At 39.7% G+C, this 23,022-nt stretch carries 29 protein-coding genes and 1 pseudogene; 6 read left to right on the forward strand and 24 right to left on the reverse strand.

Going from position 1 to position 23,022, the window contains the following annotated elements:
• Window positions 1–304: 304 nt before the first annotated feature.
• Entirely contained in the window at window positions 305–520 is a 216-nt protein-coding gene (locus tag D8787_RS02645) for a YdbC family protein (RefSeq protein WP_000807422.1), read from the reverse strand.
• Window positions 521–618: 98 nt separating this feature from the next.
• On the opposite strand from D8787_RS02645, the gene D8787_RS02650 reads away from it, so the two are divergent.
• A complete protein-coding gene (locus D8787_RS02650; RefSeq protein WP_020900208.1) occupies window positions 619–939 on the forward strand; it encodes a hypothetical protein in 321 nt (106 codons plus the stop codon).
• 29 nt (window positions 940–968) lie between these two features.
• Here D8787_RS02650 and D8787_RS02655 read toward each other — a convergent pair whose 3' ends face one another.
• The 7 genes from D8787_RS02655 to rpsP form a co-directional block, all read right to left on the reverse strand.
• The gene (locus tag D8787_RS02655; protein ID WP_001196040.1) at window positions 969–1,307 is read right to left on the reverse strand and encodes an ATP cone domain-containing protein; all 339 of its coding nucleotides are present in this window, start codon (window positions 1,305–1,307) and stop codon (window positions 969–971) included.
• 11 nt (window positions 1,308–1,318) lie between these two features.
• Entirely contained in the window at window positions 1,319–2,038 is a 720-nt protein-coding gene (gene trmD / locus D8787_RS02660) for a tRNA (guanosine(37)-N1)-methyltransferase TrmD (RefSeq protein ID WP_125420588.1), read from the reverse strand.
• Entirely contained in the window at window positions 2,028–2,546 is a 519-nt protein-coding gene (gene rimM, locus D8787_RS02665; protein ID WP_125420590.1) for a ribosome maturation factor RimM, read from the reverse strand. The genes trmD and rimM overlap by 11 nt, the downstream gene beginning before the upstream one ends.
• Window positions 2,547–2,576: 30 nt before the next feature.
• Entirely contained in the window at window positions 2,577–3,365 is a 789-nt protein-coding gene (locus tag D8787_RS02670) for an alpha/beta fold hydrolase (protein WP_125420592.1), read from the reverse strand.
• A gap of 97 nt (window positions 3,366–3,462) precedes the next feature.
• A complete protein-coding gene (locus D8787_RS02675) occupies window positions 3,463–3,795 on the reverse strand; it encodes a MazG nucleotide pyrophosphohydrolase domain-containing protein (protein WP_125420594.1) in 333 nt (110 codons plus the stop codon).
• Between the two features lie 42 nt (window positions 3,796–3,837).
• Window positions 3,838–4,077 (reverse strand): RNA-binding protein KphA, encoded by a 240-nt coding sequence (gene kphA, locus D8787_RS02680; RefSeq protein ID WP_125420596.1) that lies wholly within the window; start codon window positions 4,075–4,077, stop codon window positions 3,838–3,840.
• Between the two features lie 19 nt (window positions 4,078–4,096).
• Window positions 4,097–4,369 (reverse strand): 30S ribosomal protein S16, encoded by a 273-nt coding sequence (gene rpsP, locus D8787_RS02685; protein WP_000268760.1) that lies wholly within the window; start codon window positions 4,367–4,369, stop codon window positions 4,097–4,099.
• A 397-nt stretch (window positions 4,370–4,766) separates the two neighbouring features.
• Here rpsP and D8787_RS02695 point away from each other — a divergent pair, with 397 nt between their 5' ends.
• From D8787_RS02695 to D8787_RS02705, 3 genes are all read left to right on the forward strand, one after another.
• Window positions 4,767–4,916, forward strand: a complete 150-nt coding sequence (locus D8787_RS02695; RefSeq protein WP_260471371.1) for a hypothetical protein — start codon at window positions 4,767–4,769, stop codon at window positions 4,914–4,916.
• 59 nt (window positions 4,917–4,975) lie between these two features.
• On the forward strand, window positions 4,976–5,185 hold the full coding sequence (locus tag D8787_RS02700) for a hypothetical protein (protein ID WP_125420601.1): 210 nt from the start codon (window positions 4,976–4,978) through the stop codon (window positions 5,183–5,185).
• Between the two features lie 107 nt (window positions 5,186–5,292).
• Window positions 5,293–6,117, forward strand: a complete 825-nt coding sequence (locus D8787_RS02705) for a peptidylprolyl isomerase (RefSeq protein ID WP_125420603.1) — start codon at window positions 5,293–5,295, stop codon at window positions 6,115–6,117.
• A gap of 187 nt (window positions 6,118–6,304) precedes the next feature.
• Here D8787_RS02705 and D8787_RS02710 read toward each other — a convergent pair whose 3' ends face one another.
• The 7 genes from D8787_RS02710 to D8787_RS02740 all read right to left on the reverse strand — a co-directional run bounded on the left by D8787_RS02710 (window position 6,305) and on the right by D8787_RS02740 (window position 13,248).
• Window positions 6,305–7,846: an ABC-F family ATP-binding cassette domain-containing protein gene (locus D8787_RS02710; RefSeq protein ID WP_000025380.1), complete on the reverse strand. Its 1,542-nt coding sequence runs from the start codon at window positions 7,844–7,846 to the stop codon at window positions 6,305–6,307.
• A gap of 1 nt (window position 7,847) precedes the next feature.
• Window positions 7,848–8,330 (reverse strand): VanZ family protein, encoded by a 483-nt coding sequence (locus D8787_RS02715; protein WP_125420605.1) that lies wholly within the window; start codon window positions 8,328–8,330, stop codon window positions 7,848–7,850.
• Window positions 8,330–9,415 carry a 23S rRNA (adenine(2503)-C(2))-methyltransferase RlmN gene (gene rlmN / locus D8787_RS02720; RefSeq protein ID WP_125420607.1) on the reverse strand — a complete coding sequence of 362 codons (1,086 nt, stop codon included), beginning with the start codon at window positions 9,413–9,415 and terminating at the stop codon, window positions 8,330–8,332. The genes D8787_RS02715 and rlmN overlap by 1 nt, the downstream gene beginning before the upstream one ends.
• Before the next feature lie 20 nt (window positions 9,416–9,435).
• Window positions 9,436–9,966 carry a YutD family protein gene (locus tag D8787_RS02725; protein ID WP_125420609.1) on the reverse strand — a complete coding sequence of 177 codons (531 nt, stop codon included), beginning with the start codon at window positions 9,964–9,966 and terminating at the stop codon, window positions 9,436–9,438.
• A gap of 156 nt (window positions 9,967–10,122) precedes the next feature.
• On the reverse strand, window positions 10,123–10,728 hold the full coding sequence (gene sodA, locus D8787_RS02730; protein WP_000974733.1) for a superoxide dismutase SodA: 606 nt from the start codon (window positions 10,726–10,728) through the stop codon (window positions 10,123–10,125).
• 514 nt (window positions 10,729–11,242) lie between these two features.
• Window positions 11,243–12,280, reverse strand: a complete 1,038-nt coding sequence (gene holA, locus D8787_RS02735; RefSeq protein WP_125420611.1) for a DNA polymerase III subunit delta — start codon at window positions 12,278–12,280, stop codon at window positions 11,243–11,245.
• 32 nt (window positions 12,281–12,312) lie between these two features.
• The gene (locus D8787_RS02740) at window positions 12,313–13,248 is read right to left on the reverse strand and encodes a dihydroorotate oxidase (protein ID WP_125420613.1); all 936 of its coding nucleotides are present in this window, start codon (window positions 13,246–13,248) and stop codon (window positions 12,313–12,315) included.
• A gap of 225 nt (window positions 13,249–13,473) precedes the next feature.
• Between D8787_RS02740 and gdhA the strand changes: the two genes are divergently transcribed.
• The gene (gene gdhA, locus D8787_RS02745; RefSeq protein WP_125420615.1) at window positions 13,474–14,820 is read left to right on the forward strand and encodes an NADP-specific glutamate dehydrogenase; all 1,347 of its coding nucleotides are present in this window, start codon (window positions 13,474–13,476) and stop codon (window positions 14,818–14,820) included.
• A gap of 295 nt (window positions 14,821–15,115) precedes the next feature.
• Here the strand turns inward: gdhA and D8787_RS02750 are convergent.
• Window positions 15,116–15,962, reverse strand: a protein-coding gene (locus D8787_RS02750; RefSeq protein WP_125420617.1) for an IS630 family transposase whose coding sequence is annotated in 2 segments (ribosomal slippage) — window positions 15,116–15,644 and window positions 15,643–15,962 — 849 coding nt in all. Because the reading frame shifts where the segments join, the coding sequence is not laid out codon by codon here.
• Between the two features lie 26 nt (window positions 15,963–15,988).
• Here D8787_RS02750 and D8787_RS11800 point away from each other — a divergent pair.
• A pseudogene (locus D8787_RS11800) lies at window positions 15,989–16,358 on the forward strand (hypothetical protein); the annotation flags it as partial.
• Here the strand turns inward: D8787_RS11800 and D8787_RS02760 are convergent.
• The 8 genes from D8787_RS02760 to clpP form a co-directional block, all read right to left on the reverse strand.
• Complete coding sequence (locus D8787_RS02760) at window positions 16,330–16,986, reverse strand: CBS domain-containing protein (RefSeq protein ID WP_102210700.1); 657 nt, start codon at window positions 16,984–16,986, stop codon at window positions 16,330–16,332. The pseudogene D8787_RS11800 and the gene D8787_RS02760 overlap by 29 nt on opposite strands.
• Before the next feature lie 310 nt (window positions 16,987–17,296).
• On the reverse strand, window positions 17,297–18,007 hold the full coding sequence (locus D8787_RS02765) for an ABC transporter ATP-binding protein (protein ID WP_000062200.1): 711 nt from the start codon (window positions 18,005–18,007) through the stop codon (window positions 17,297–17,299).
• On the reverse strand, window positions 18,007–18,771 hold the full coding sequence (locus D8787_RS02770) for an ABC transporter ATP-binding protein (protein WP_042901215.1): 765 nt from the start codon (window positions 18,769–18,771) through the stop codon (window positions 18,007–18,009). The genes D8787_RS02765 and D8787_RS02770 overlap by 1 nt, the downstream gene beginning before the upstream one ends.
• Window positions 18,771–19,727: a branched-chain amino acid ABC transporter permease gene (locus D8787_RS02775; RefSeq protein WP_042901217.1), complete on the reverse strand. Its 957-nt coding sequence runs from the start codon at window positions 19,725–19,727 to the stop codon at window positions 18,771–18,773. Before D8787_RS02775 ends, D8787_RS02770 begins: the two co-directional genes overlap by 1 nt.
• A 3-nt stretch (window positions 19,728–19,730) precedes the next feature.
• Window positions 19,731–20,600 (reverse strand): branched-chain amino acid ABC transporter permease, encoded by an 870-nt coding sequence (locus D8787_RS02780; protein ID WP_042901218.1) that lies wholly within the window; start codon window positions 20,598–20,600, stop codon window positions 19,731–19,733.
• Window positions 20,601–20,716: 116 nt separating this feature from the next.
• Window positions 20,717–21,877, reverse strand: coding sequence for an ABC transporter substrate-binding protein (locus D8787_RS02785; protein WP_042901220.1), 1,161 nt, complete (start codon window positions 21,875–21,877; stop codon window positions 20,717–20,719).
• 66 nt (window positions 21,878–21,943) lie between these two features.
• Window positions 21,944–22,231, reverse strand: a complete 288-nt coding sequence (locus tag D8787_RS02790) for a YlbG family protein (RefSeq protein ID WP_125420621.1) — start codon at window positions 22,229–22,231, stop codon at window positions 21,944–21,946.
• Between the two features lie 78 nt (window positions 22,232–22,309).
• Window positions 22,310–22,900: an ATP-dependent Clp protease proteolytic subunit ClpP gene (clpP, locus tag D8787_RS02800; protein WP_000613475.1), complete on the reverse strand. Its 591-nt coding sequence runs from the start codon at window positions 22,898–22,900 to the stop codon at window positions 22,310–22,312.
• Between the last annotated feature and the right edge of the window lie 122 nt (window positions 22,901–23,022).

Here is a 23,022-nt window from a genome sequence, read left to right on the forward strand (position 1 = left end):
TTTACTCTTTACTCTCGTGATTTACGCATATAGGTTACGACTACCTTTTTGGACTTTAGAGTTTTAGGCCCCCTTATCCGCTATATACGCCTTACTATCACGTTCCTGTTCGTAGAGCCACGATTTCGCTATCCCTTCCTCTCCCCGCTACCTCACGATAGTCAGGCTTGGGAATCGCTATTGGGTTCACCGGTAGCGGGTGCCCACGGAGGACTTACACCTCAGATGTACGACATGCCCGTCGTACCTAAAAAAGGATATCGAGTTGTCATAACTCAATATCCTTTTCTTTCATTTTGAAAATCTAATTGCCTTTAAAGGCATCCACCATCGTTTGAAATTCTTCATTGGAGAGGGTAATTCCTTTGCCCATTTTAGTATGATCTGGACTCCAAGCACGAATATCAAACTTTGCAGGGGCACCATTAAAGCTCACACGGTTGATTTCCTTAGTCCAACCTTTTTCGTTTTCAGAAAGAGTCAACAAGTGCTCTTCAATTTCAAATGTAAATTCTGCCATTTTCTTCTCCTTTTTTAGCTTTCATTTGATTATTCGTAAAATCTTGTAGATTTTAGGAAAATTTTATATAATATTGATATAAAAGAAGGGAGGCCAATATGAGACATAAATTCCAGCAAGTTCTAGATAAAATACATGACTTTTTAAATGGACATGACCAACCTGACCAGACTGAAACCAACTCCCTTACAGCCACTATTGAAGAGGCTATCCAGAAACAAACCGCTGTTCACCTTATCTTGTCTGAGACAAGCTTTACAGGTGACATTATCAAATACGATCAGCAACGCCAGCAAATTATCGTGAAAAATTTTGCCAAAAATGTAAGCCGTATTATCCGCATAAGCGATATTCAACGCCTACGATTTGTCCCTTCAACCGTCCAAACAGCCCAAAAAAATAGATTTAAGAAAGAGTGAGATGTAGTTGCTTCATCCCACTCTTTTTCTTAGCGAATTTGTTCAAAATGTAAATGAACAGCGATATGGTCTCCATAACCACTTCTTTCCAAGTCACGTTGTAGACGATAGGAAATGTAGTGTTCTGCAATGGTAATGTAACCTGCACCCAATAAACGATGCTCAACCATAGACTGAATCATGCTGATGGTAGCACGTTCCACCTTGGCCTCTTCCAAATCCAAAACCACTTTCTTAGTGACTTGTGCAAGGTTTTGACGTAAATCATCTGTCAATACATAGACAGTCTGGGCTGCCTTTAAGATAGCTTGGTAAATCTTATCTGGATTAAATTCAGCAATTTCTCCATCACGTTTGATTACTTGCATAGGGTTCTCCTTTATTCTTTGTTTTCTTTGATTTCTGCCAGCATTTTTTCTTCTTCTGCTGTCAGTTGATAATGTTCAAGCAAATCCGGTCTGCGCTCGTAGGTTTTCTTTAAACTCTCATACAGGCGCCACTGACGAATCTTTTCATGGTGACCACTCATCAATACATCTGGGACAACCATGCCTCGATAATCATAGGGACGCGTATACTGAGGATATTCGAGAAGGCCAGAAGAAAAACTATCATCTTGGTGACTAGACTCCTTGCCAATCACTTCTGGAATCAGGCGTACTGTAGCATCAATCATTGTCATGGCCGCCAATTCTCCTCCAGTCAGGACATAGTCGCCCAGGGAAATCTCATCTGTTACTAAGGTCTTAATTCGCTCATCATAACCCTCGTAGTGCCCGCAAATAAAGATTAGCTCTTCCTCTTGAGCCAAATCCTCTGCATAAGCCTGATCAAACTGCTTGCCAGCTGGGTCTAGGAGAATGACGCGCGGATTTTTCTTTTTAATAGCATCAAAGGCATCGAAAATAGGTTGGGCTCGGAGCAACATGCCCTGGCCACCTCCGTAGGGTTCGTCATCAACATGGCGGGCCTTTTCAGCATTTTCTCGAAAATTATGATACTGGATATCCAAGAGCCCTTTTTCTCGAGCCTTTCCAACGATTGAGTGCTCTAGCGGAGAAAACATCTCTGGAAAAAGGGTTAAAATATCAATCTTCATCGTCTAACCCTTCTAAGATTTCCACATCGACCCGTTTATTTGGAATATCAACATTGAGAATCACTGGTGGAATATAAGGCAAGAGCAAGTCACGCTTTCCTTTTCGCTTGACCACCCAGACATCGTTAGCACCTGGTTGCAGGATTTCCTTGATGGTTCCAACAAAATTATCACCCTCATAGACTTCCAAACCGATAATCTCGTGATAGTAGAATTCACCATCGTCTAGGTCATTCAAATCTTCCTCAGCGACCTTGAGACTGTATCCTTTGTACTTTTCGATAGCATTGATATGATACATATCTTTGAATTTAATAATGTCAAAGTTCTTCTGTTTACGGTGACTAGCGATAGTCACTGTTTGAACAAACTGATCTTTTTCATCAAACAAGGCCAGCTCAGCCCCTTTTTTAAACCGTTCTTCTGCAAAATCTGTCACAGACAAGACTCGCATCTCACCCTGCAACCCTTGCGTATTGACGATTTTCCCAACATTAAAGTAGTTCATCTTGTCTCCTGTAGTCTCCTTCTTTCCATCTTATTCTGACAATTCTCGAATAATAGTCGCAATTTTTTCGGATTCAGACCACTGTAAATAATGGTGACTCCCTCCTAAAATGAGTTTAGTATTGGAAGTCCAATATTCTGATTCTCTGTACTCTTTTTCTCTATAAGCCTGACAAAAAATAAATACAGGGATATAAGATTCTATAGATACATTCTCAAGATCTTCCTCAGTAATCTCTCCAGATATCTGAAATCCTGTATCTTGATTTTCCAACTCTGAACCTTTTTCTTGCATTATTTTCCAGATTTCTTTATTAATTTCAGGGCTAAATGTTGCTTGAGTTAAGTTCTTAAAATAAAGTTCAGGACCACACTCGTCAATCAGCCTCATCTGCTCTTGCATTTCTGGATAAGGATTTTCTGAAAAATCAGCAAACATGACGTTTTTAGTTGTCGGTTCAATTGCTAGTAAAGCCTGACAATTAATTGGTTTCTTGAGTAATTTGCAAGCTAAAATTCCACTCAAACTATGTGCACAAAGTATATATTCAGAAATCCCTAATACTTCAAGTACTTCATAAACCGCATCTGCAAGATTATCCAGATTTTTTCCAGCTTGGTCATGAATCGGACTCCTACCTGTGTTCGGAAAATCAATTGTCAAATAACCAATTGTAGGAGGAAGTTTTTCAAGTATAAGTGAAAAATTTTCATAACTTGGTAGCAAACCTGCTCCGTTTAGACAAACTAGCACTTTCTTTTGCTTTTGATAAGTAACAGAGAGACTACCAATTTCTGTAGATACTTCAATCCTCTTCATAAAGAAATCCACTCATTCTATATAATGAATTATTAAAAATCCTTATCCTTTATTTTATCACGTTCTAGGGATTTTCTCAAGTTGGAGAAAGAGGACATCAACTCTTGTCCCCTTTCAAAAATCCTTCCAAATCTCGTTCATGCTGATATTTGATAGCCGCCTTTTTGTCTTTTTCAAAAATAGTCTTTGTTAGATCTATGTCGTTGATGGCCGCAATTGCGACAGTGTAGTGAATGATATCAGCCAGTTCTTTTGCTAGTTCCTCGTTCGAATCTTGAACTCCTTCTTTTCGAACAGAGCGTCCATTTAAAACCTCAGCAACTTCTCCAACTTCTTCTACTAGTTTAATAAAAAGCCCTTCTTCTGTTCTAGATTGTCGGTAATGGTCAAGTAAATATTCCTCTAGTTGTCTAACTGTTAAATCTCTCATTCTTTCTCCTCACAAAAAAGCGAGACATTCGTCCCGCCCTTCTTATTTTTCGTCAATAACGATTCTTACTTTTTTGTTTTCAGTTGGGACAGAGTAGACAATCGTTCTTATCGCAGAAATAGTGCGACCCTTACGACCGATTACACGACCCACATCGCTTTGATCAAGATCCAAATGATATTCCAAAAACTCTGGTGTATCTTCAATCTTGATAGTTAAGGCATCTGGTTGTGAAATCAAGGGTTTCACAATCGCAATAATGAGATTTTCAATCGTATCCATCTGTCAACCTACTTTAAACTTATTTTGAGAACTTAGAATCGTGGAATTTTTTCAATACGCCTTCTTTTGAAAGGATGTTGCGAACTGTATCTGAAGGTTGAGCTCCATCAGCCAACCATGCAAGAACGCGGTCTTCTTTCAAAGTTACTTGGTTTTCAGCAACAAGTGGGTTGTAAGTTCCAACTGTTTCGATGAAACGTCCGTCACGTGGTGAACGTGAATCTGCTACGTTGATACGGTAGAAAGGTTTTTTCTTAGAACCCATACGAGTCAAACGGATTTTAACTGCCATTTTTAAAGTCTCTTTTCTTATTTTTTATTTCGGTGAAATAGCTGAGCTATTTAGCACATGTTCTATTATAACAGATTTCTGACAGGTGTCAAGAAAAAAACTTGACAGACTATAAAATTTTTAAACCATTTAGAAATTTGTTAGAAGTAGGAAATAAATGTTTGAAAGAGGCTATCAGTGAATACTATTTTATACTCAATGAAAATCAAAGAGCAAACTAGGAAGCTAGCCGCAGGCTGTACTTAGGTACGGCAAGGCAAAGCTGACGTAGTTTGAATTTGATTTTCGAAGAGTATTAGAAACATTTTATAAAGACCATCAACTCAAACCCTTCATCTCTCCTGAACGAGATTTGGATGCTTGGCTCCTAAATCCCAAGCCTGTTCCCAAAAGAAACATGGAATTATTAACAAATGATTTACTAGCAGGAGATATCATTTTACTATGGAGAATCCAGTTTGGCACTTTTACCACCGAAACCTGGTTTCCTAAATACTTCGAGTACACTTATGGTATTGATACCCCTAAGCATCTAAAACTCTGGTAGAAAAAGGTTATACTGTCATTGAAACTGCTTCTGATTCACTTGATCATCTCAATGCTACTATGAAAAAGAATATTCTGAAAAGCAAGGGAATTACAGAACTATCTAAGATGAAGGATACAGATCTGGAACAAGCCCTTCATAACAACTTTTCAGAAGAAGAATTAGCAAGTCACTTTTCAATTCGTGGCTACAAATTGACTCCAAAGGGGGAGCAGATACTGAAACAGTACCAGGAAATTATCGACCGTCATCCAAAGAAGAATCTCTAATCAAGTGATTTTTGGTTGACTTCCTCTTAAACTGTCTTGTCACTAACATTTGAAATCCACTTCCTTTTAGGGTACAATGGTAGAAATGAATTTTTGAAAGGATCAGAATGAAAAAACTAGCAACCCTTCTTTTACTATCAACTATAGCCCTAGCTGGATGTAGTAGCATCCAACGCAGTCTGCGTGGTAATGACTATGTTGATTCCAGTCTTGCTGCTGAAGAAAGCTCCAAAGCAGCTGCCCAATCTGCCAAGGAGTTAAATGATGCTTTGACAAACGAGAATGCCAATTTTCCTCAACTTTCTAAGGAAGTTGCTGAAGACGAGGCTGAGGTGATTCTCCACACAAGCCAAGGTGATATTCGCATTAAGCTCTTCCCTAAACTGGCTCCTCTAGCAGTTGAAAACTTCCTCACTCATGCTAAAGAAGGCTACTATAACGGTATTACCTTCCACCGTGTCATCGATGGCTTCATGGTTCAAACTGGAGATCCAAAGGGGGACGGTACAGGTGGTCAGTCTATCTGGCATGACAAGGATAAAACAAAAGACAAGGGAACTGGTTTCAAAAACGAGATTACTCCTTATCTCTATAACATCCGTGGTGCTCTTTCTATGGCTAATACTGGTCAACCAAACACCAATGGCAGCCAGTTCTTCATCAACCAAAATTCTACAGATACCTCTGCTAAACTCCCTACAAGCAAGTATCCACAGAAAATTATCGAAGCCTACAAAGAAGGGGGAAACCCTAGTCTAGATGGCAAACACCCAGTCTTTGGCCAAGTGATTGACGGTATGGATGTTGTAGATAAGATTGCTAAAGCCGAAAAAGATGAAAAAGACAAGCCAACTACTGCTATCACAATCGACAGTATCGAAGTGGTGAAAGACTACGATTTTAAACTCAATGAAAATCAAAGAGCAAACTAGGAAACTAGCTACAGGCTGCTCAAAGCACTGCTTTGAGGTTGTGGATAGAACTGACGAAGTCAGTAACTATACATAAGGCAAGGCGACGTTGATACGGTTTGAATTTGATTTTCGAAGAGTATTAAATCTTAAAAATCTAAAAAATACAGTACCCACATACGGTACTGTATTTCTTTTATCCTCATTTTTAAGTTAGATTATTAAAATCCCAGATTTGGTCCATCCAGCCTTCATAGAAGTCTGGTTCGTGACAGACCATAAGAATAGATCCCTTATATTCTTTGAGAGCGCGTTTGAGTTCATCCTTGGCATCCACATCCAAATGGTTGGTCGGCTCGTCCAGCACTAAAACATTGTTTTCACGATTCATCAAGAGACAGAAACGAACCTTGGCTTGTTCCCCACCTGACAAGACCTGAATTTGACTTTCAATATGCTTGGTTGTCAAACCACAACGGGCAAGGGCTGCACGGACTTCTGCTTGATTGAGGGCTGGAAAGGCATTCCAGACAGCCTCTAGTGGTGTTTGGCGATTACCGCCTTCTACTTCCTGTTCAAAATAACCGAGTTCTAGGTAGTCACCACGTTCCACTTCCCCAGCGATTGGCGGAATAATGCCCAAGAGACTCTTCAAGAGAGTCGTTTTTCCAATACCATTAGCACCGATAATGGCAACCTTTTGATTGCGTTCAAAGGTAAGATTTAAAGGCTTGGTCAAAGGTCGGTCATAACCAATCTGCAAATCCTTGGCTTGGAAGATAAAGCGCCCTGGCGTACGAGCTGATTTGAAATCAAAGGATGGTTTTGGTTTCTCACTTTGGAGTTCGATAATATCCATCTTATCCAATTTCTTCTGACGGGACATGGCCATGTTTCGTGTTGCAACACGCGCTTTATTACGAGCGACGAAGTCCTTGAGGTCGGCAATCTCTTTCTGCTGACGTTCGTAGGCAGCTTCTAGCTGAGATTTCTTCATGGCATAGACTTCTTGGAACTGGTAGTAGTCACCAGAATAACGCGTCAGCTGTTGATTCTCTACATGGTAGACAATATTAATCACATCGTTCAGGAATGGAATATCGTGCGAAATAAGGACAAAGGCATTCTCATAGTTTTGGAGATAGCGCTTGAGCCAGTCAATATGCTCAGCATCCAAGTAGTTGGTTGGCTCGTCCAGAAGTAAGATATCAGGCTTTTCAAGGAGAAGCTTGGCCAAAAGCACTTTGGTTCTTTGCCCACCTGACAAAGAGGTTACATCCGTATCCATGCCAAAGTCCATGACACCAAGGGCACGCGCCACTTCATCAATCTTAGCATCCAAGGTGTAAAAATCACGACTCTCCAGACGGTCTTGGAGTTCACCCACTTCTTCCATGAGAGCATCAACATCCGCTCCGTCTTCAGCCATTTCCATATAGAGGTCATTGATACGGGCTTCAGCTTTGAATAGCTCATCAAAGGCTGTACGTAGAACATCACGAACAGATTGGCCTTCAGCAAGAACGGAGTGCTGGTCTAAGTAGCCTGCCGTCACATATTTGGACCACTCAACCTTTCCTTCGTCTGGCAACATCTTGCCAGTCACAATGCTCATAAAGGTTGATTTCCCTTCACCATTGGCACCGACTAGACCGATATGCTCTCCCTTGAGGAGACGGAAGGACACATCTTCAAAAATTGCACGGTCACCAAAACCGTGACTCAGATTTTTAACTTCTAAAATACTCATTTTAATTCCTTATCTTGTTTTTATGTAATTGTTTATAGAGGAGCCAAGCCAGATAGCCACCCAAGGTATTGGTCCACAAATCATCAATCTCAAAGACGCGATTGAAATCAAAGAAAAAGTCCAAGACCAACTGCGTACACTCGATTCCAAGACTCACTAGAAAACTGAAAAGAAGCACTCTTTTTGTTTTCCGCAAGTTTGGAAAGAGATAAAGGAGTTGAAAGATCAGAGGGAAGAGCAAGAAGACATTGAGGATATTTTGTAAAAAAATCCAACATAATTGTCCCATATCACTCACTTCACCCAGTTTCCAGAAAGAATTGAAAGGAGTCAAAAGAAAAACCAGGCGTCCAAGATGCTGAATACCTGGAGTTTCCACTCCCACGGGAGAATGTTCTTGAGGAGTAAAACAAAAGTAGATGATACAAATGCTATAGAAAATGACTCCCCAGACCAAAACATGATTATGAGTTTTTTTCATCATTACGGATTTACTGCTGTGACTGCTTTCTGACGGTCACGTTTCATTGTATTAGAACGCAATTGTCCACAAGCTGCATCAATATCAGTACCATGCTCTTGACGAACAACACAGTTAACCCCTTTTTTCTTAAGTGTATCATAGAAGGCCATGACGCGCTCTTTAGGACTACGGCTATATTGGTCATGCTCACTAACTGGGTTATAAGGAATCAAGTTTACATAAGACAATTTCTTGATATTCTTGAGCAATTCAGCCAATTCCAAGGCTTGTTCTACACCATCATTGACTTCATTGAGCATGATATACTCAAAGGTCACACGACGATTGGTTGTTTCGATGTAGTACTCAATAGCAGCAAAGAGTTTTTCAATCGGAAAGGCACGGTTAATCTTCATGATGCTTGAACGAAGTTCATTGTTAGGTGCATGAAGAGAAACGGCAAGATTGACCTGAACACCTTCATTAGCAAAATCACGAATTTTATGTGCCAAACCTGAGGTTGAAACCGTAATGTGACGAGCTCCGATTGCCATTCCCTTGTCATCGTTGATAGTACGAACGAAATTCAAGACATTGTTGTAGTTATCAAAAGGCTCACCGATACCCATGACAACGATATGGCTGACGCGTTCGTCCTGACCACGCTCATCAAAGTATTTCTGAACCAGCATGATTTGCGCTACGATTTCACCGTTATTGAGGTCGCGTTGTTTCTTAATCAAACCAGAGGCACAGAAGGTACAACCGATATTACAGCCAACCTGAGTGGTCACACAGACTGACAAACCATAGTGTTGACGCATGAGTACTGTCTCAATCAGCATTCCATCTGGCAATTCAAAAAGATATTTAACTGTCCCATCAGCAGACTCTTGAACGATACGTTGTTTCAAGGGATTGACCACAAACTGGTCATTAAGCTTAGCAATCAAATCCTTGGAAAGGTTAGTCATCTCTTCAAATGACTGGACACGTTTACGGTAAAGCCATTCCCAGATTTGATCTGCACGGAATTTCTTTTCTCCCTGCTCCAAAACCCATTCCTGCATGGTTTGACGTGTTAAACTATAAATTGACGGTTTCATTTCTTCTCCTTATTCTCTACTCACTTCTGACGAATGACAAAATGACGTTGCCCCTTGTCCTCTTTCTGAGAATGCTGGTCTTTCTGACGACGTCTATTTTTCTTATCTGCATTCGGTTTTCGTTTGGTTTGAGCCTGTTTCTTTCCTTTTCTAGAAGACGATTCTTCTTCCTTCTTACGCATTTTCTTGTCAAATGATGCTCGCTTAGGGGCTTCATTTTCTAAGACAAAATAGGCACAACCATAACTACAATACTCTAAAAGGTAGTCTTGTAAACGACTGATTTTTTCAAGTTTTTCTTCTGTTCGGTCATCCTTGTAAAAACCTCGTAGGCGAAGCTGTTCATTACTCCAGTCCCCCACGATATAATCAAACTTAGTTAAGACTTCTGAAAAACGCTGATTAAAAGCCGTCACATCGAAGGCATCCTTGATATTTTCAACCAAGGAAAAAGCTATCCCTTCCGTTTCGACCTTGTCCCCGTGTAAATGAAACTCAGGACCAGGAAACTTGTTATAGTTGTATAATTCAGGTGCAATTTCTTTTCGCATAGATATCCTTTTTTCACGATTACTTAATACTTTATTCTACCATAATTTCTAGCAGTTAGCACGTTTCTCATAAAAATGAAAAAAGTCTGACGATTTTGTCAGACCAAAATAATATAACCTTAAAAAGAGAAGAACAATTCTTCCCTCCAACTATCATTATTTAGCAGCTGCGTACAATTCATCTACTTTATTCCAGTTGATCACTGAGAAGAAAGCTTTGATGTAGTCAGGACGCACGTTGCGGTATTTCACGTAGTAAGCATGTTCCCAAACGTCCAAGCCCAAGATTGGTTTTTTACCTTCTGAGATTGGTGTGTCTTGGTTTGCTGTTGAAGTCACTTCAAGCTTCCCTTCTTTGTTGACAACCAACCATGCCCATCCAGAACCAAAACGAGTTGTTGCTGCTGCAGTGAAGGCTGCTTGGAACTCTTCAAATGAACCAAATGTTGCATCGATTGCTGCTGCAAGTTCTGCTGATGGAGCTGTTTTTTCAGGAGTCATCAATTCCCAGAAAAGAGCGTGATTCAAGTGCCCACCACCATTGTTGATAAGTGCTTGACGGATATCAGCTGGGATAGATTCTACATCAGCAAGCAAGGCTTCAAGGTCTTCACCAATTTCAGGGTGTTTTTCAAGAGCTGCATTGGCATTGTTGACATAAGTTTGATGGTGTTTGTCATGGTGCAAGTGCATTGTTTCCGCATCGATGTATGGTTCCAAAGCGTCGTATGCATATGGAAGATCTGGTAAGATAATAGCCATCTGTAATACCTCTTTTTCTTTCTATATGAAAATGATAACGCAAACATTCACTTTTTTCAAGTTTTTTGCTTATAGATAAGGAAATCACTGAAATACTTTCTAATAATACTCTTCGAAAATCTCTTCAAACCACGTCAGCGTCGCCTTGCCGTAGGTATGGTTACTGACTTCGTCAGTTCTATCCACAACCTCAAAACAGTGTTTTGAGCTGACTTCGTCAGTTCTATCCACAACCTCAAAACAGTGTTTTGAGCTGACTTCGTCAGTTTCCTCCGCAACCTCAAAGCAGTGCTTTGAGCAACCTGCGGCTAGTTTCCTCTTTAATTTTCATTGAGTATAAAATAAGCAAATCAGTAAGAAACCCACGACAAGATAATCCTGACGCGGGTTAAATTTTTTTCAGATAGTATCGTATATTGAAATAAGATTTGAACAAATTAATTATCAAAATAAAATTAATTTCTAGAAATGTTTTAGCATCCGTAGTGTACTATTCCAGTTTCAATCTATTATATCAATTGATCTGACTAGCAATCTGTAGGAGCGCCTTTTCAAAAAGGAAACCTTTTTCATAAAGACCTGTTTTAATCTGATAGTCAGTCTCAATCAAATAAGAAATAGCTTGCTTCAGAAAGCTCAAGGAAAGTCCTCGCGAATCTCTCAGCGCAAACTTGATTTGATAGGGATTAGGAGTGCGTCCTAGATAGCCACCTAGACTACTTGCAATCTGCGCTTCTGTTTGCCCAGACTCCGACAAAATCTTCACCTGAGTAAAAGTCCGAAATTGTCCTAACATAACAGCTATGAGCTTAATTTCGTCTTCCCCTTGCAAGGTCAAGTCTCTAACCAAGTCGCGCGCTTGATCCATCTTTTTAGTCAGAATAAACTGAGTCAAATCAAAAATATTGTCCTGCAAAGTCTTGGGGATAGCATTGACAATATCCTCTTCCTCGATAACAGAATCCGCCTTATAGGACTGTAAAAAGAGGAGATTTTTCTGGATTTCGCTAAATTGAAACCCCGACTTTACAAGGAGATTTTCAAAAGAATGATTGGCAAACTGCAGACCTTGTTTCTGACTCCACTTTTGGAAGTACTGGCGCAGTTCTAGTTCTTTGGCTTCTACTGCATCAAAAACCTTGGCATCACGCTTAAGTAATTTAACCAACCGTCTTTTGCTATCCATTTTTCCTTCTGCAAAGATTAGCAACTTGGTTGTTGGAGAAGGATTATCAAGATATTCCTCAAACGACTTAAGCTCATCATCTGTCAAAAAGCGCTTTTTAGCAGTTGTGATATCGACAAAATGATCCAATATCACGATTTTCTCATCCGCAAAGAAAGGAAGGCTGACCAACTCCAGTTCTACATCTTTGTAAACTACTTCTTTCATATCAAAGTAGGCAAAGTTGAGGTCAGCAGAATCATAGCCAATCTGTTTCAACACTTGACTCTTCATCACTTCAAACTGACCCTGATCTGTCCCTGTAAAAAGGCTCAGACTAGGTAAATTTGATAAAGTCAACTTCTGACTTTCTTCAATGGCTAACATCTTCTCTCCTTTCTTCTGACTTTTTAGTTCATTTAATCGATATAGCGTAATTTCCCACGGAAATCTTCTAAGCTCTCGTACCCTTTTTCCGCCATGATTGCTTTTAGTTCATTGGTAATACGTTCAAAAGAACCGACGCCTTCTTTGTGAAGGGTGGTTCCCACCTGCACCATACTTGCTCCACAGAGGATATGTTCAAAGGCATCACGACCAGTCAAAACGCCACCTGTTCCGATGATTTGGATTTGAGGATTTAAGCGTTGATAAAAGGCGTGAACATTGGCTAGAGCAGTCGGTTTAATGTATTCTCCACCAATTCCACCAAAACCATTTTTAGGACGAAGAACGACAGACTCGTCTTCTATATAGAGGCCGTTCCCGATAGAGTTAACACAGTTGACAAACTTGAGCGGGTATTTGTTGAAAATCGCTGCTGCCTGGTCAAAGTGAACAATGTCAAAATATGGTGGGAGCTTGATTCCAAGAGGTTTGGTAAAGTAGGCAAATACCTCTGACAAGATACGGTCTGTTGTCTCAAAATCATAGGCAATCTGAGGTTTACCTGGAACATTTGGGCAAGAAAGATTTAGCTCAGTCAGACCACGGAAGTTACTCTCTTGGACTTTTTTCAAGATAGTATGGGTTTCCTCTGGAGACATTCCAACTAGAGATAAGAAGAAAGTTCGGTTTGGCTCTTTTTCCTGTAAATCCAAAAGATAGTCCAAATAGTAGTCTAAGCCATTATTTGGCAAGCCCATAGAGTTGATGGAACCAAGTGGAACATCTTGATAGCGTGGCTCAGGATTCCCCTGACGGAAGTCCAAGGTCGCTGTCTTAGTGACAAAGGTTCCTGCCGCTGAGTTTTTAACTCCTTCTAACTCTGCTATCGTCATACAAGCCACACCTGCTGCATTCATCAAACAATTGTCAAACTCAAAACCAGCAATTTGTGTTTTCGTTGATACCATGATTCTAATCCTCCAGATTCCTTTTATTGCTAATATTATACCATATTTTCATATTTTCTCTTTGAGAAAGATATTTCAAAGAAAAAAGTTCGTATTTTATGAATTAAAGAAAAATCTGAACCGAATTGATAGAATTTTTAGAAAATTTTTGTTTTTCTCTTTACAGTTAAAAAAAATTCTGCTATAATGACACACATAATTAAATTAGAATTTAAGGAGAACAATATGACATCTGCTAAAGAATATATCCAAAGCGTGTTTGAAACTGTAAAAGCTCGTAACGGGCACGAGGCTGAGTTCCTCCAAGCTGTTGAAGAATTTTTCAACACTTTGGAACCTGTATTTGAAAAACATCCTGAGTATATCGAAGAAAATATCTTGGCACGTATTACTGAGCCAGAGCGCGTGATTTCTTTCCGTGTTCCTTGGGTTGACCGTGATGGAAACATTCAAGTAAACCGTGGTTACCGTGTTCAATTCAACTCAGCTGTTGGACCATACAAAGGCGGACTTCGTTTCCACCCAACTGTAAACCAAGGGATTTTGAAATTCCTCGGATTTGAACAAATCTTTAAAAACGTCTTGACTGGACTTCCAATCGGTGGAGGAAAAGGTGGATCAGACTTCGATCCTAAAGGTAAAACAGATGCTGAAGTGATGCGCTTCTGCCAAAGCTTCATGACTGAATTGCAAAAACACATCGGACCATCACTTGACGTACCTGCTGGTGATATCGGTGTTGGTGGACGTGAAATTGGTTACCTTTACGGTCAATACAAACGCCTTAACCAATTTGATGCTGGTGTCTTGACTGGTAAACCTCTTGGATTTGGTGGTAGCTTGATTCGTCCAGAAGCAACTGGTTACGGTTTGGTTTACTACACTGAGGAAATGCTTAAAGCTAACGGCAACAGCTTTGCTGGTAAGAAAGTGGTCATTTCAGGTTCTGGTAACGTTGCCCAATACGCTCTTCAAAAAGCGACTGAACTCGGTGCAACTGTTATCTCTGTTTCTGACTCAAATGGTTATGTCATCGATGAAAACGGTATCGACTTTGATCTTTTAGTAGATGTTAAAGAAAAACGTCGTGCTCGTTTGACTGAGTATGCTGCTGAAAAAGCAACTGCAAGCTACCACGAAGGTTCTGTATGGACTTACGCTGGAAACTATGATATTGCGCTTCCATGTGCTACTCAAAACGAAATTAACGGTGAAGCAGCTAAACGTTTGGTTGCTCAAGGCGTTATCTGTGTATCTGAAGGTGCCAACATGCCAAGCGACCTTGATGCCATCAAAGTTTACAAAGAAAATGGTATCTTCTACGGACCTGCCAAAGCTGCCAACGCTGGTGGTGTAGCCGTTTCAGCCCTCGAAATGAGCCAAAACAGCCTTCGCCTCTCATGGACTCGTGAAGAAGTTGATGGACGTCTCAAAGATATCATGACAAACATCTTCAACACAGCTAAAACAACTTCAAAAACATATGGTCTTGATAAAGACTACCTCGCAGGAGCTAACATTGCTGCCTTTGAAAATGTAGCAAATGCTATGATTGCACAAGGTATTGTTTAAGAATTACCAAGAGACTGGGGCAATAGTCCCTTACTCATTGTGTAAGCAATAGACTAAGGATACCCTTAGCGATATTTATACATATTATACCATGAATTTTACAAACGATAAAAGAGGCTGGGCAAAAACCCACTTCTAACTATCAAAAAACGAGCATCTCCAACTACGGAAATGCTCGTTTTTTATATAGTCATTTAGTTTTATAGTGTATTGAAATGAGATATGAACAAATTGATTAGGAAAGTCAAATTAATTTCTAGAAATGTTTTAGCAGTCGCTGTGTACTATTGCAGTTTCAATCTACTATAAAAAAGCACTCCAAACATTCAAAAATATTTGGGACTTCCCTTAATAAATCCGTCACTTTCTTTTTCAAGATAGCCCAAGCTTGCTCAATAGGCTTCAAATCTGGCGAATAAGGTGGTAGAAGTAAGAAAAAGTGTTTATTTTGGATACGGAGTTCATCCAAAATGTTTTTGGGATGAAAACTTGCATTGTCCATGACAATGATATGAGGTGTCTTCAAAGCAGGTAGGAGTTGCGTTTTGAACCATTCTACAAAGAAGTCATTCGTCATACTTTCCTTGTAAATCATGGGAGCTATAAACTCTCCGTCTACTTGTCCTGAAACAATTGAAGTCCGCTCAAAACGCCGTCCGCTAATCTTTTCATAGACTTTCTCCCCTCTAGGAGCTCGTGCATAGGGACGATAGAGGTAGCGATCGATTCCCGTTTCGTCAATATAAACAAGTGCTAGATGCTTTAAACTATTAAAATTTTTAAGAAATAAAGCTACTTTTTCTGGGTCTTGTTCATAGTAGGTGTGGTTCTTTTTTTCGAGTGTAGCCCATAGCTTTAAGAGCATAGTGGATAGTAGTTGGATGACAGTCAAATTCAGAAGCTATTTCAGTCAAATAAGCGTCTGGATTGTCAGTAAGATAGTTTTTAAGTCTATCTCTATCAACCTTTCTTGGTTTTGTTCCTTTTACTTGATGGTTTAATTCTCCTGTTTTCTCTTTTAGCTTTAACCAGCCATAAATGGTATTACGTGAGATTTGGAAAATGTGTGATGCTTCTGTGATACTACCTGTTCGCTCACAATAAGCGAGAACTTTTTTACGAAAATCTATTGAATAGGCCATAAGAAAATTATACCACATTATGTACTGTTTTTGGTTCAGTTTACTATATTTTTGGCGTGCGCAGAGTGCATGTCAGAGGTAAACAAGCTGTCGCAACAGAGATAGGATTCATCTTCATGATCATGAATATCACTAATACTCAACGAGAATCAAAGAGCAAACTAGCCACAGGCTATACTTGAGTAAGATAAGGCGACGTTGACGAGATTTGAAGAGATTTTCGAAGAGTATAAATTGGCCAAGAATCTAGCCTCTAAAACATCCACTATTCAAAAACCACACAATGTTTCTTTCAGCTTGATTGGATTCAAGACTGGAATCACTGTGTGGTTTTATTTAGAAGCGAGTTTTTGCCCAACCTCCCTCCTTATAAAACTTTCGCAGAAGTACGACTGATCTCTTCCACTTGAATATTTTCAGCTTCAAATTTTTGCTTTAAGGCTGTTAAATCAACTGAACCATCAATTTGAACTTCAATAATCACCTTACCATCCTTACGTGGGATATTTACTGTATGGGAGATATTCAAATTTTCTTCAACGATTAGAGAAACAATCTTACCAAGAACTCCGACTTCATCTTCTGTAACGAAGCGCACCCGAATTCCTTCTTCTCCATAGCCAGCAATTTCAAGAAAGGCTTGGAAAACGTCACGGTCAGTAATAACTCCGTATACTTGATGGTTATCAACTACAGGAAGAATACCAATCTTATTTTTCAACATCAAATAAGTTGCATCCTCAAGACTTGCATAGCCTGAAACAGTGACAACATCGCGAATCATAACATCTTTTACTTTTGTCTTATTTAGAAGATAATTCATCTCATAGATAGAAAGACTTGTTGCTTTTGATGGACTTGCTTGGGCAATTGTTCCCTCTGTCACCAAACCAACCAATTGATCATTTTCGATAACAGGCAAGCGGTGTAATCCTTGCTCTCTCATCAAATCTGCTGCATGAGATACTGTTGTATCTGGACTAATATAAACTACCTTGCGGGTCATAAAATCTTTAACTGCCATGAGACTTCTCCTTTTCTATTCTTATCCCTATTATACAATCTTTTTGTAAATCTATCAAACGCTTACATTTCTTTTTCAAAATTCAGAAAAGTATGAATAAGCTAGCAAAAAGAGCTCTAAAATCGAGCTCTGTGAATGAAGGGTAGACACACCTCATTCTGTTCCGTTTCAATGATTAGAAGCTAACCTTCCAGTGCAGATGAGAATTGGTTCACAGTCTCTATCTGCCGACTAAAAAGGTCCCCCGGACTATTAATGAAGATTACTTCGTAATCATCATCTACCGACTAAAACAATCCACTGGATTGTTTTAGCCACCTAGATATGCTTTTCTGACTTCTTCTGATGAGGCGAGTTCTTTTCCTGTTCCTGATAGGACGATTTTTCCTGTTTCCAGTACATAGCCTCGGTCAGAGATTGCGAGTGCCTTATTGGCATTTTGTTCAATCAATAGGACGGTTGTCCCTTGTTTCTGGATATCTTGAATAATATCAAAAATCTCTTGGATAAAGATTGGGGCAAGTCCCATTGATGGTTCATCTAAAAGAAGAAGTTTTGGTGTTGACATAAGAGCACGTCCCATGGCAAGCATTTGTTGTTCCCCTCCTGAAAGAGTAGCTGCATCTTGGTTCTTGCGTTCTTCAAGACGTGGGAAACGTGAAAAGACCTTCTTCAAGTTAGCTTGATTTTCTTCACGATTTTTCTTTAAGAAAGCACCCATTTCTAGATTTTCCATAACTGTCAATCCAGGGAAGACGTGGCGTCCTTCTGGTACTTGTGAAAGTCCACCTGCCACGATTTTTTGAGCTGGCATTTTTTGGATTTCTTGACCTAAAAATTCAATCTTTCCTGAGCTTGGTCGAACTAGACCTGACAAAGTACGGAGAATAGTTGTCTTACCAGCACCATTGGCACCGATAAGGGAAACAACTTCTCCTTCATTAACTTCAAAGCTTACATCACGGACTGCTTGGATCATGCCGTAATGCACAGAAAGATTATCAACTTTTAACATAGACATTAGGCTTCACCTCCTAGATAAGCTTCAATAACACGTTTATTGGTCTTAATTTCGTCTGGAGTTCCCTGAGCAATCAAACGACCGTATTCAAGTACGTAGATACGTTCTGTTACTTCCATAACCAGATTCATATCGTGTTCAATCAGCATGATCGTAATCTTAAATTCATCTTTGATACGACGAATTAACTCAGTCAATTCAGCTGTCTCCTGCGGGTTCATACCTGCGGCTGGTTCATCTAAAAAGAGAATTTTAGGTTCTGTAGCGAGGGCACGAACAATTTCCAAACGACGTTGTTGTCCGTAGGCAAGATTTTTAGCAAGAGTTTCTGCATCACCATCTAAATCAAAGATTTTCAGCAATTCCAAAGCTTTAGCCTTTAATTCTTTTTCACTCTTGTAAAAAACTGGTAAGCGTAAGAAACTAGCAAAAACATGTTGCTTGTGATGGTTGCCAAAGGCAATCAAAACATTGTCCAAAACGGTTAAATCTTTAAAAAGACGGATATTTTGAAAAGTACGTCCAAGTCCCAAAGAAGCAATCTTATAAGGTGCCTTTCCATTCAAAAGATGACCATCAAGGGTAACTGTTCCCTCACTTGGTTCATAAACACCCGTCAAGAGGTTGAAAAGAGTGGTTTTACCAGCTCCGTTTGGACCGATTAGTCCAACCAATTCCCCTTCGTTCAATTCAAGAGTCACATCTCCAACAGCTGTTAGACCGCCAAAATGTTTGGTTAACTGTTTTACTTCAAGTAATGCCATTAGTTTTGTTCCTCCTTCTTAGATTTTTTAAAGAAACGTGATAGGCTCAATTCCCATGTTCCAAGGAGTCCACCTGGTCTGAAAATCATTACCAATACCAAGGCCAAAGCATAAATAATCATACGCACGCTAGCAACATCTTGGAGAAGCATATTCAAAATTCCCAGAACAATCGCTGAAACAATAGCACCTGTAATAGAACCAAGTCCACCAAATACTACAATGATCAAAACGTTGATTGAGTTGATAAAGGTGTAATCTTTTGGTACAACTGAACCGATAAATCCTGCCTGAAGTGATCCTGCAATACTTGCAGTAATGGCACCAAATACGAAAGCGATGATTTTAATCTTAGTCGTATTAACCCCAACTGACTCAGCAGCGATTTCATCCTCACGAACAGAGAGGGTTGAACGACCAATTGGACTACGCAAGAAGTTCAAGGTTGCAATGGTTGTAATCACGACAAATAAGTAAACCATTTGCCAAGTTGTAAAGTTTGGAATTCCCAAGATACCTGCCGCACCATTTGTAAGACTTCCACCATTGATGATAAAGATACGGATAATTTCAGAAACACCTAGAGTCGCTACCGCAAGATAGTCCCCCTTCAAACGTAAGGTTGGAATGCCGACAAGCAAGGCAACCGCTCCTGAAAGCAAAGCCCCTACCAGCATGGCTCCAAAGAAGGCACCGTAGGTTGGTGATTTAGATCCAATAATAGCTGCTGCATAGGCACCAATCGCCATGAAACCAGCATGACCAAGTGAAAATTGTCCTGAAAAACCAACGATTAAGTTGAGACCAACAGCCAAAATAATATTAATTCCAATTTGTTGTAAAATCTGTACATAGAATAGGTTAAGTACTCCGACTGAAACCAGTACACTAATCAAGCCATAGCCAGCTAACAAAAGGAGTAACCATAGAATATTAACTTTTAAATTTTCTTTCATCGTTTACACCTTCTCTTTCACATTTTTACCAAGGATACCAGCTGGGCGGACAATCAAGATTAACAACAAGATTCCATAAACAATGGCATCACGGAAATCTGACATTCCAAAAGCTGTCGCAAAGGTTTCCAATAGACCAATTACAAAGCCACCGAGAGCCGCACCAGGAATGATTCCGATACCACCAAGTACTGCGGCAACGAAAGACTTAAGACCTGGAGTAACCCCCATCAAAGGCTCAAGAGAGTTATAATAGAGGGCAATCAGAACACCTGCCGCACCCGCAAGAGCTGAACCCAAAGCAAAGGTAAAGCTGATAGTACGGTTTACATTGATCCCCATCAATTGTGCCGCATCACTATCTACAGATACTGCACGCATTGCTTTCCCCATCTTAGTCTTTTGGACAATGACTTGTAACAAAATCATCAAAATCAAGGAAATCGCCAAAATCATTAACTGTACATTCGTTAAGCTAATTGGTCCCAAATCATAGCGAACTGTTTGAATCGCTTGAGGGAAGGCACGGGTATTGGCACCAACCAGATAGACCATGCCATACTCCAGTAGAAAAGAAACCCCAATAGCCGTAATCAAAACAGCAATACGAGTAGAGTGGCGCAAAGGTCGGTAAGCAAGAAACTCAATCACGACACCAAGAATGGCTGTCGCTAGCATAGCTACAATAAGCGCTATAAAGAAATTCATTTGAAAAGAATTAATCAAGAAATAACCGATAAAGGCTCCCATCATATAAATATCACCATGGGCGAAGTTGATGAGCTTGATAATCCCGTAAACCATGGTATACCCTAGAGCTAACAGTGCATAAACACTACCTAGAATCAAACCATTTACTAGTTGTTGGAGCATAAGATTCACTCTTTCTATTTATAATTTCGAGGGTTTTCCCTCACTTTTTGATAGGTTCTTAAACATCGAAACAGGGAGTGAGTCAAAGGCTCATTCCCTATTTCAACATTTTTCTATTATGGTTTTACAACCTCTGCTGCTTCAACCTTACCATTGTTCATAGTCATCATGTAAGCAGTTTTGACTGTGTTGTGGTCTGCATCGAAGCTTGTTTTACCAGTTACACCTTCAAAGTCTTTTGTTTTAGCAAGATTATCCTTGATTTCACCTGAGTTTTTAGCACCTTTTGCTGCGTTTGCTACAAGGTAAACTGAATCATAAGCCAAGGCTGCAAATGTTGAAGGCTCTTCATTGTACTTAGCACGATAAGCATCAAGGAAGGCTTTGGCTTTAGCTGAAACTTCTACAGTAGTTGAGAAGCCTGAGATAAAGTAGATGTTTGATGCTTTTTCAGCAGTTGCTTGTTGTACAAACTCTTCACCGTTGAATCCATCACCACCAACAATTGGTTTGTCAATTCCCATACCACGAGCTTGGTTTACAATTTTACCAGCTTCAGTGTAGTAACCAGGAAGAACGATCGCATCAAAGTCTTTCCCTTTCATTTTTGTAAGGGCTGCTTGGAAGTCTGTGTCGCCTGCTACGAAAGTTTCATCTGCAACAATCTCACCCTTGTATGATTCGCGGAAAGATTTAGCAATACCTTTAGCATAGTCACTGGCATTATCAGTGTAAAGAACAACTTTCTTAGCATTTAATTTCTCAGAAACATAGTTTGAGATAATTTTTCCTTGGAAGCTATCTTGGAAAGTTCCGATAAAGAGGTAATCTTGACCTTTAGTCAATCCATCTTGAGTCGCACTTGGCGAAATCAATGGGACACCTGCTTTTGTAGCATTCGCTACCGCAGCTGCAGTTGCACCAGATGTCGCAGGTCCTACGATTGCTGATACTTTAGATTGGGTTACAAGGTTAGTTGTTACTGAAGCAGCCTCTGCTGTTTCAGACTTGTTATCTTTATCGACTACTTCGATTTGTTTTCCATCGATACCACCTGCTGCATTGATTTCATCAACGGCAAGTTGGGCACCTTTTTGTTCAGATGTCCCGTAGGCTGCTACGGCACCAGTTTCTTCAAAGTTAAATCCGATTTTGATTGTCTTTTCATCTACTGAGTTACCAGCAGCATTTGACGCTCCAGACTTCACTTCTCCACAGGCCGCAAGAAGTGCTACACTTGCAAGCGCCACAAACGATAGGGCAAATTTTTTCTTCATCTTTTTTATCTCCTTATTTCTTAAATAAATAGCATGTTAAGAATATACCGAATTATCAGAAAATTGTCAATACTTTTCTTGAACTTTTTCGATGATAACGTTTTCCTCTCGATAAAGATTGCCCACAAAGGGTGTTTCCAGCTCTTGAATATGACAAGCTCTAACTTTTTTAATAAATTTTTCCTTGCTCAAGCGCCCGACCAATTGCTCCACTTCTTGAGTTGGAACATAGAGTTGTAAGTAACGATGTTTTTTAGAATGGTAACAAATATCACCGTATTCCTGTAGTTTTTTTACATCTCGATTGTAATAAAGATAGACAATTAATCCAGAGCGTTCTGCTTTTTCAAACATAATAAATCCTCTTCCTAAGAAATCTCTCCCCATTATACCAAAAAAAGCAAACCCCGTCGAGTTTGCCTTCTTTCATCATTAGTTCAATGAATTGTTGGCCATGATTTCATCAATAAAGCCATATTCAAGTGTTTCTTGGGCACTCATCCAGTTATCACGTTCTGCATCTGCGTGGACTTTTTCGATTGACTGACCTGAATTTTCAGCCAAGATTTTTTCCAAGGTGTTACGAGTTTTAAGCAAGTGTTCTGCAGCGATAGCCATATCGGTTTGTTGAGTACCACCACCTGTACCACCCATTGGTTGGTGAATCATGTATTCAGCATTGGGAAGCATGAAGCGTTTGCCTTTTGCTCCACTTGATGCGATGACAGTACCCATAGATGCTGCCATACCCATAACGATAGTTTGGACATCCGCTTTGATAAAGTTCATGGTATCAACGATTGCCAAACCAGCTGAAACGGAACCACCAGGTGTGTTGACATAAAGGTAAATATCTTTTGTACTATCTTGTGCATCCAAGAAAAGCAATTGAGCAATAACTGAGTTGGCCATGTTGTCTTCAACTGGACCTGTCAGCATGATGATGCGGTCTTTGAGAAGACGTGAGTAAATATCGTAAGAACGTTCTCCACGGCTTGTTTGTTCAATAACTACAGGAATCATTCATTTCTCCTTTTGAGTTTTATTTTTGTTGGTCAAATGACTGAAGATAAGACTATTATAATATCTAGGTCAAAAAGGGCAAATTTCTATTTCTAACAAATTTTTAAATTAAATACTAAAAA

The organism is Streptococcus mitis (genome assembly GCF_003944325.1).
Lineage (GTDB): Bacteria > Bacillota > Bacilli > Lactobacillales > Streptococcaceae > Streptococcus > Streptococcus mitis_CW.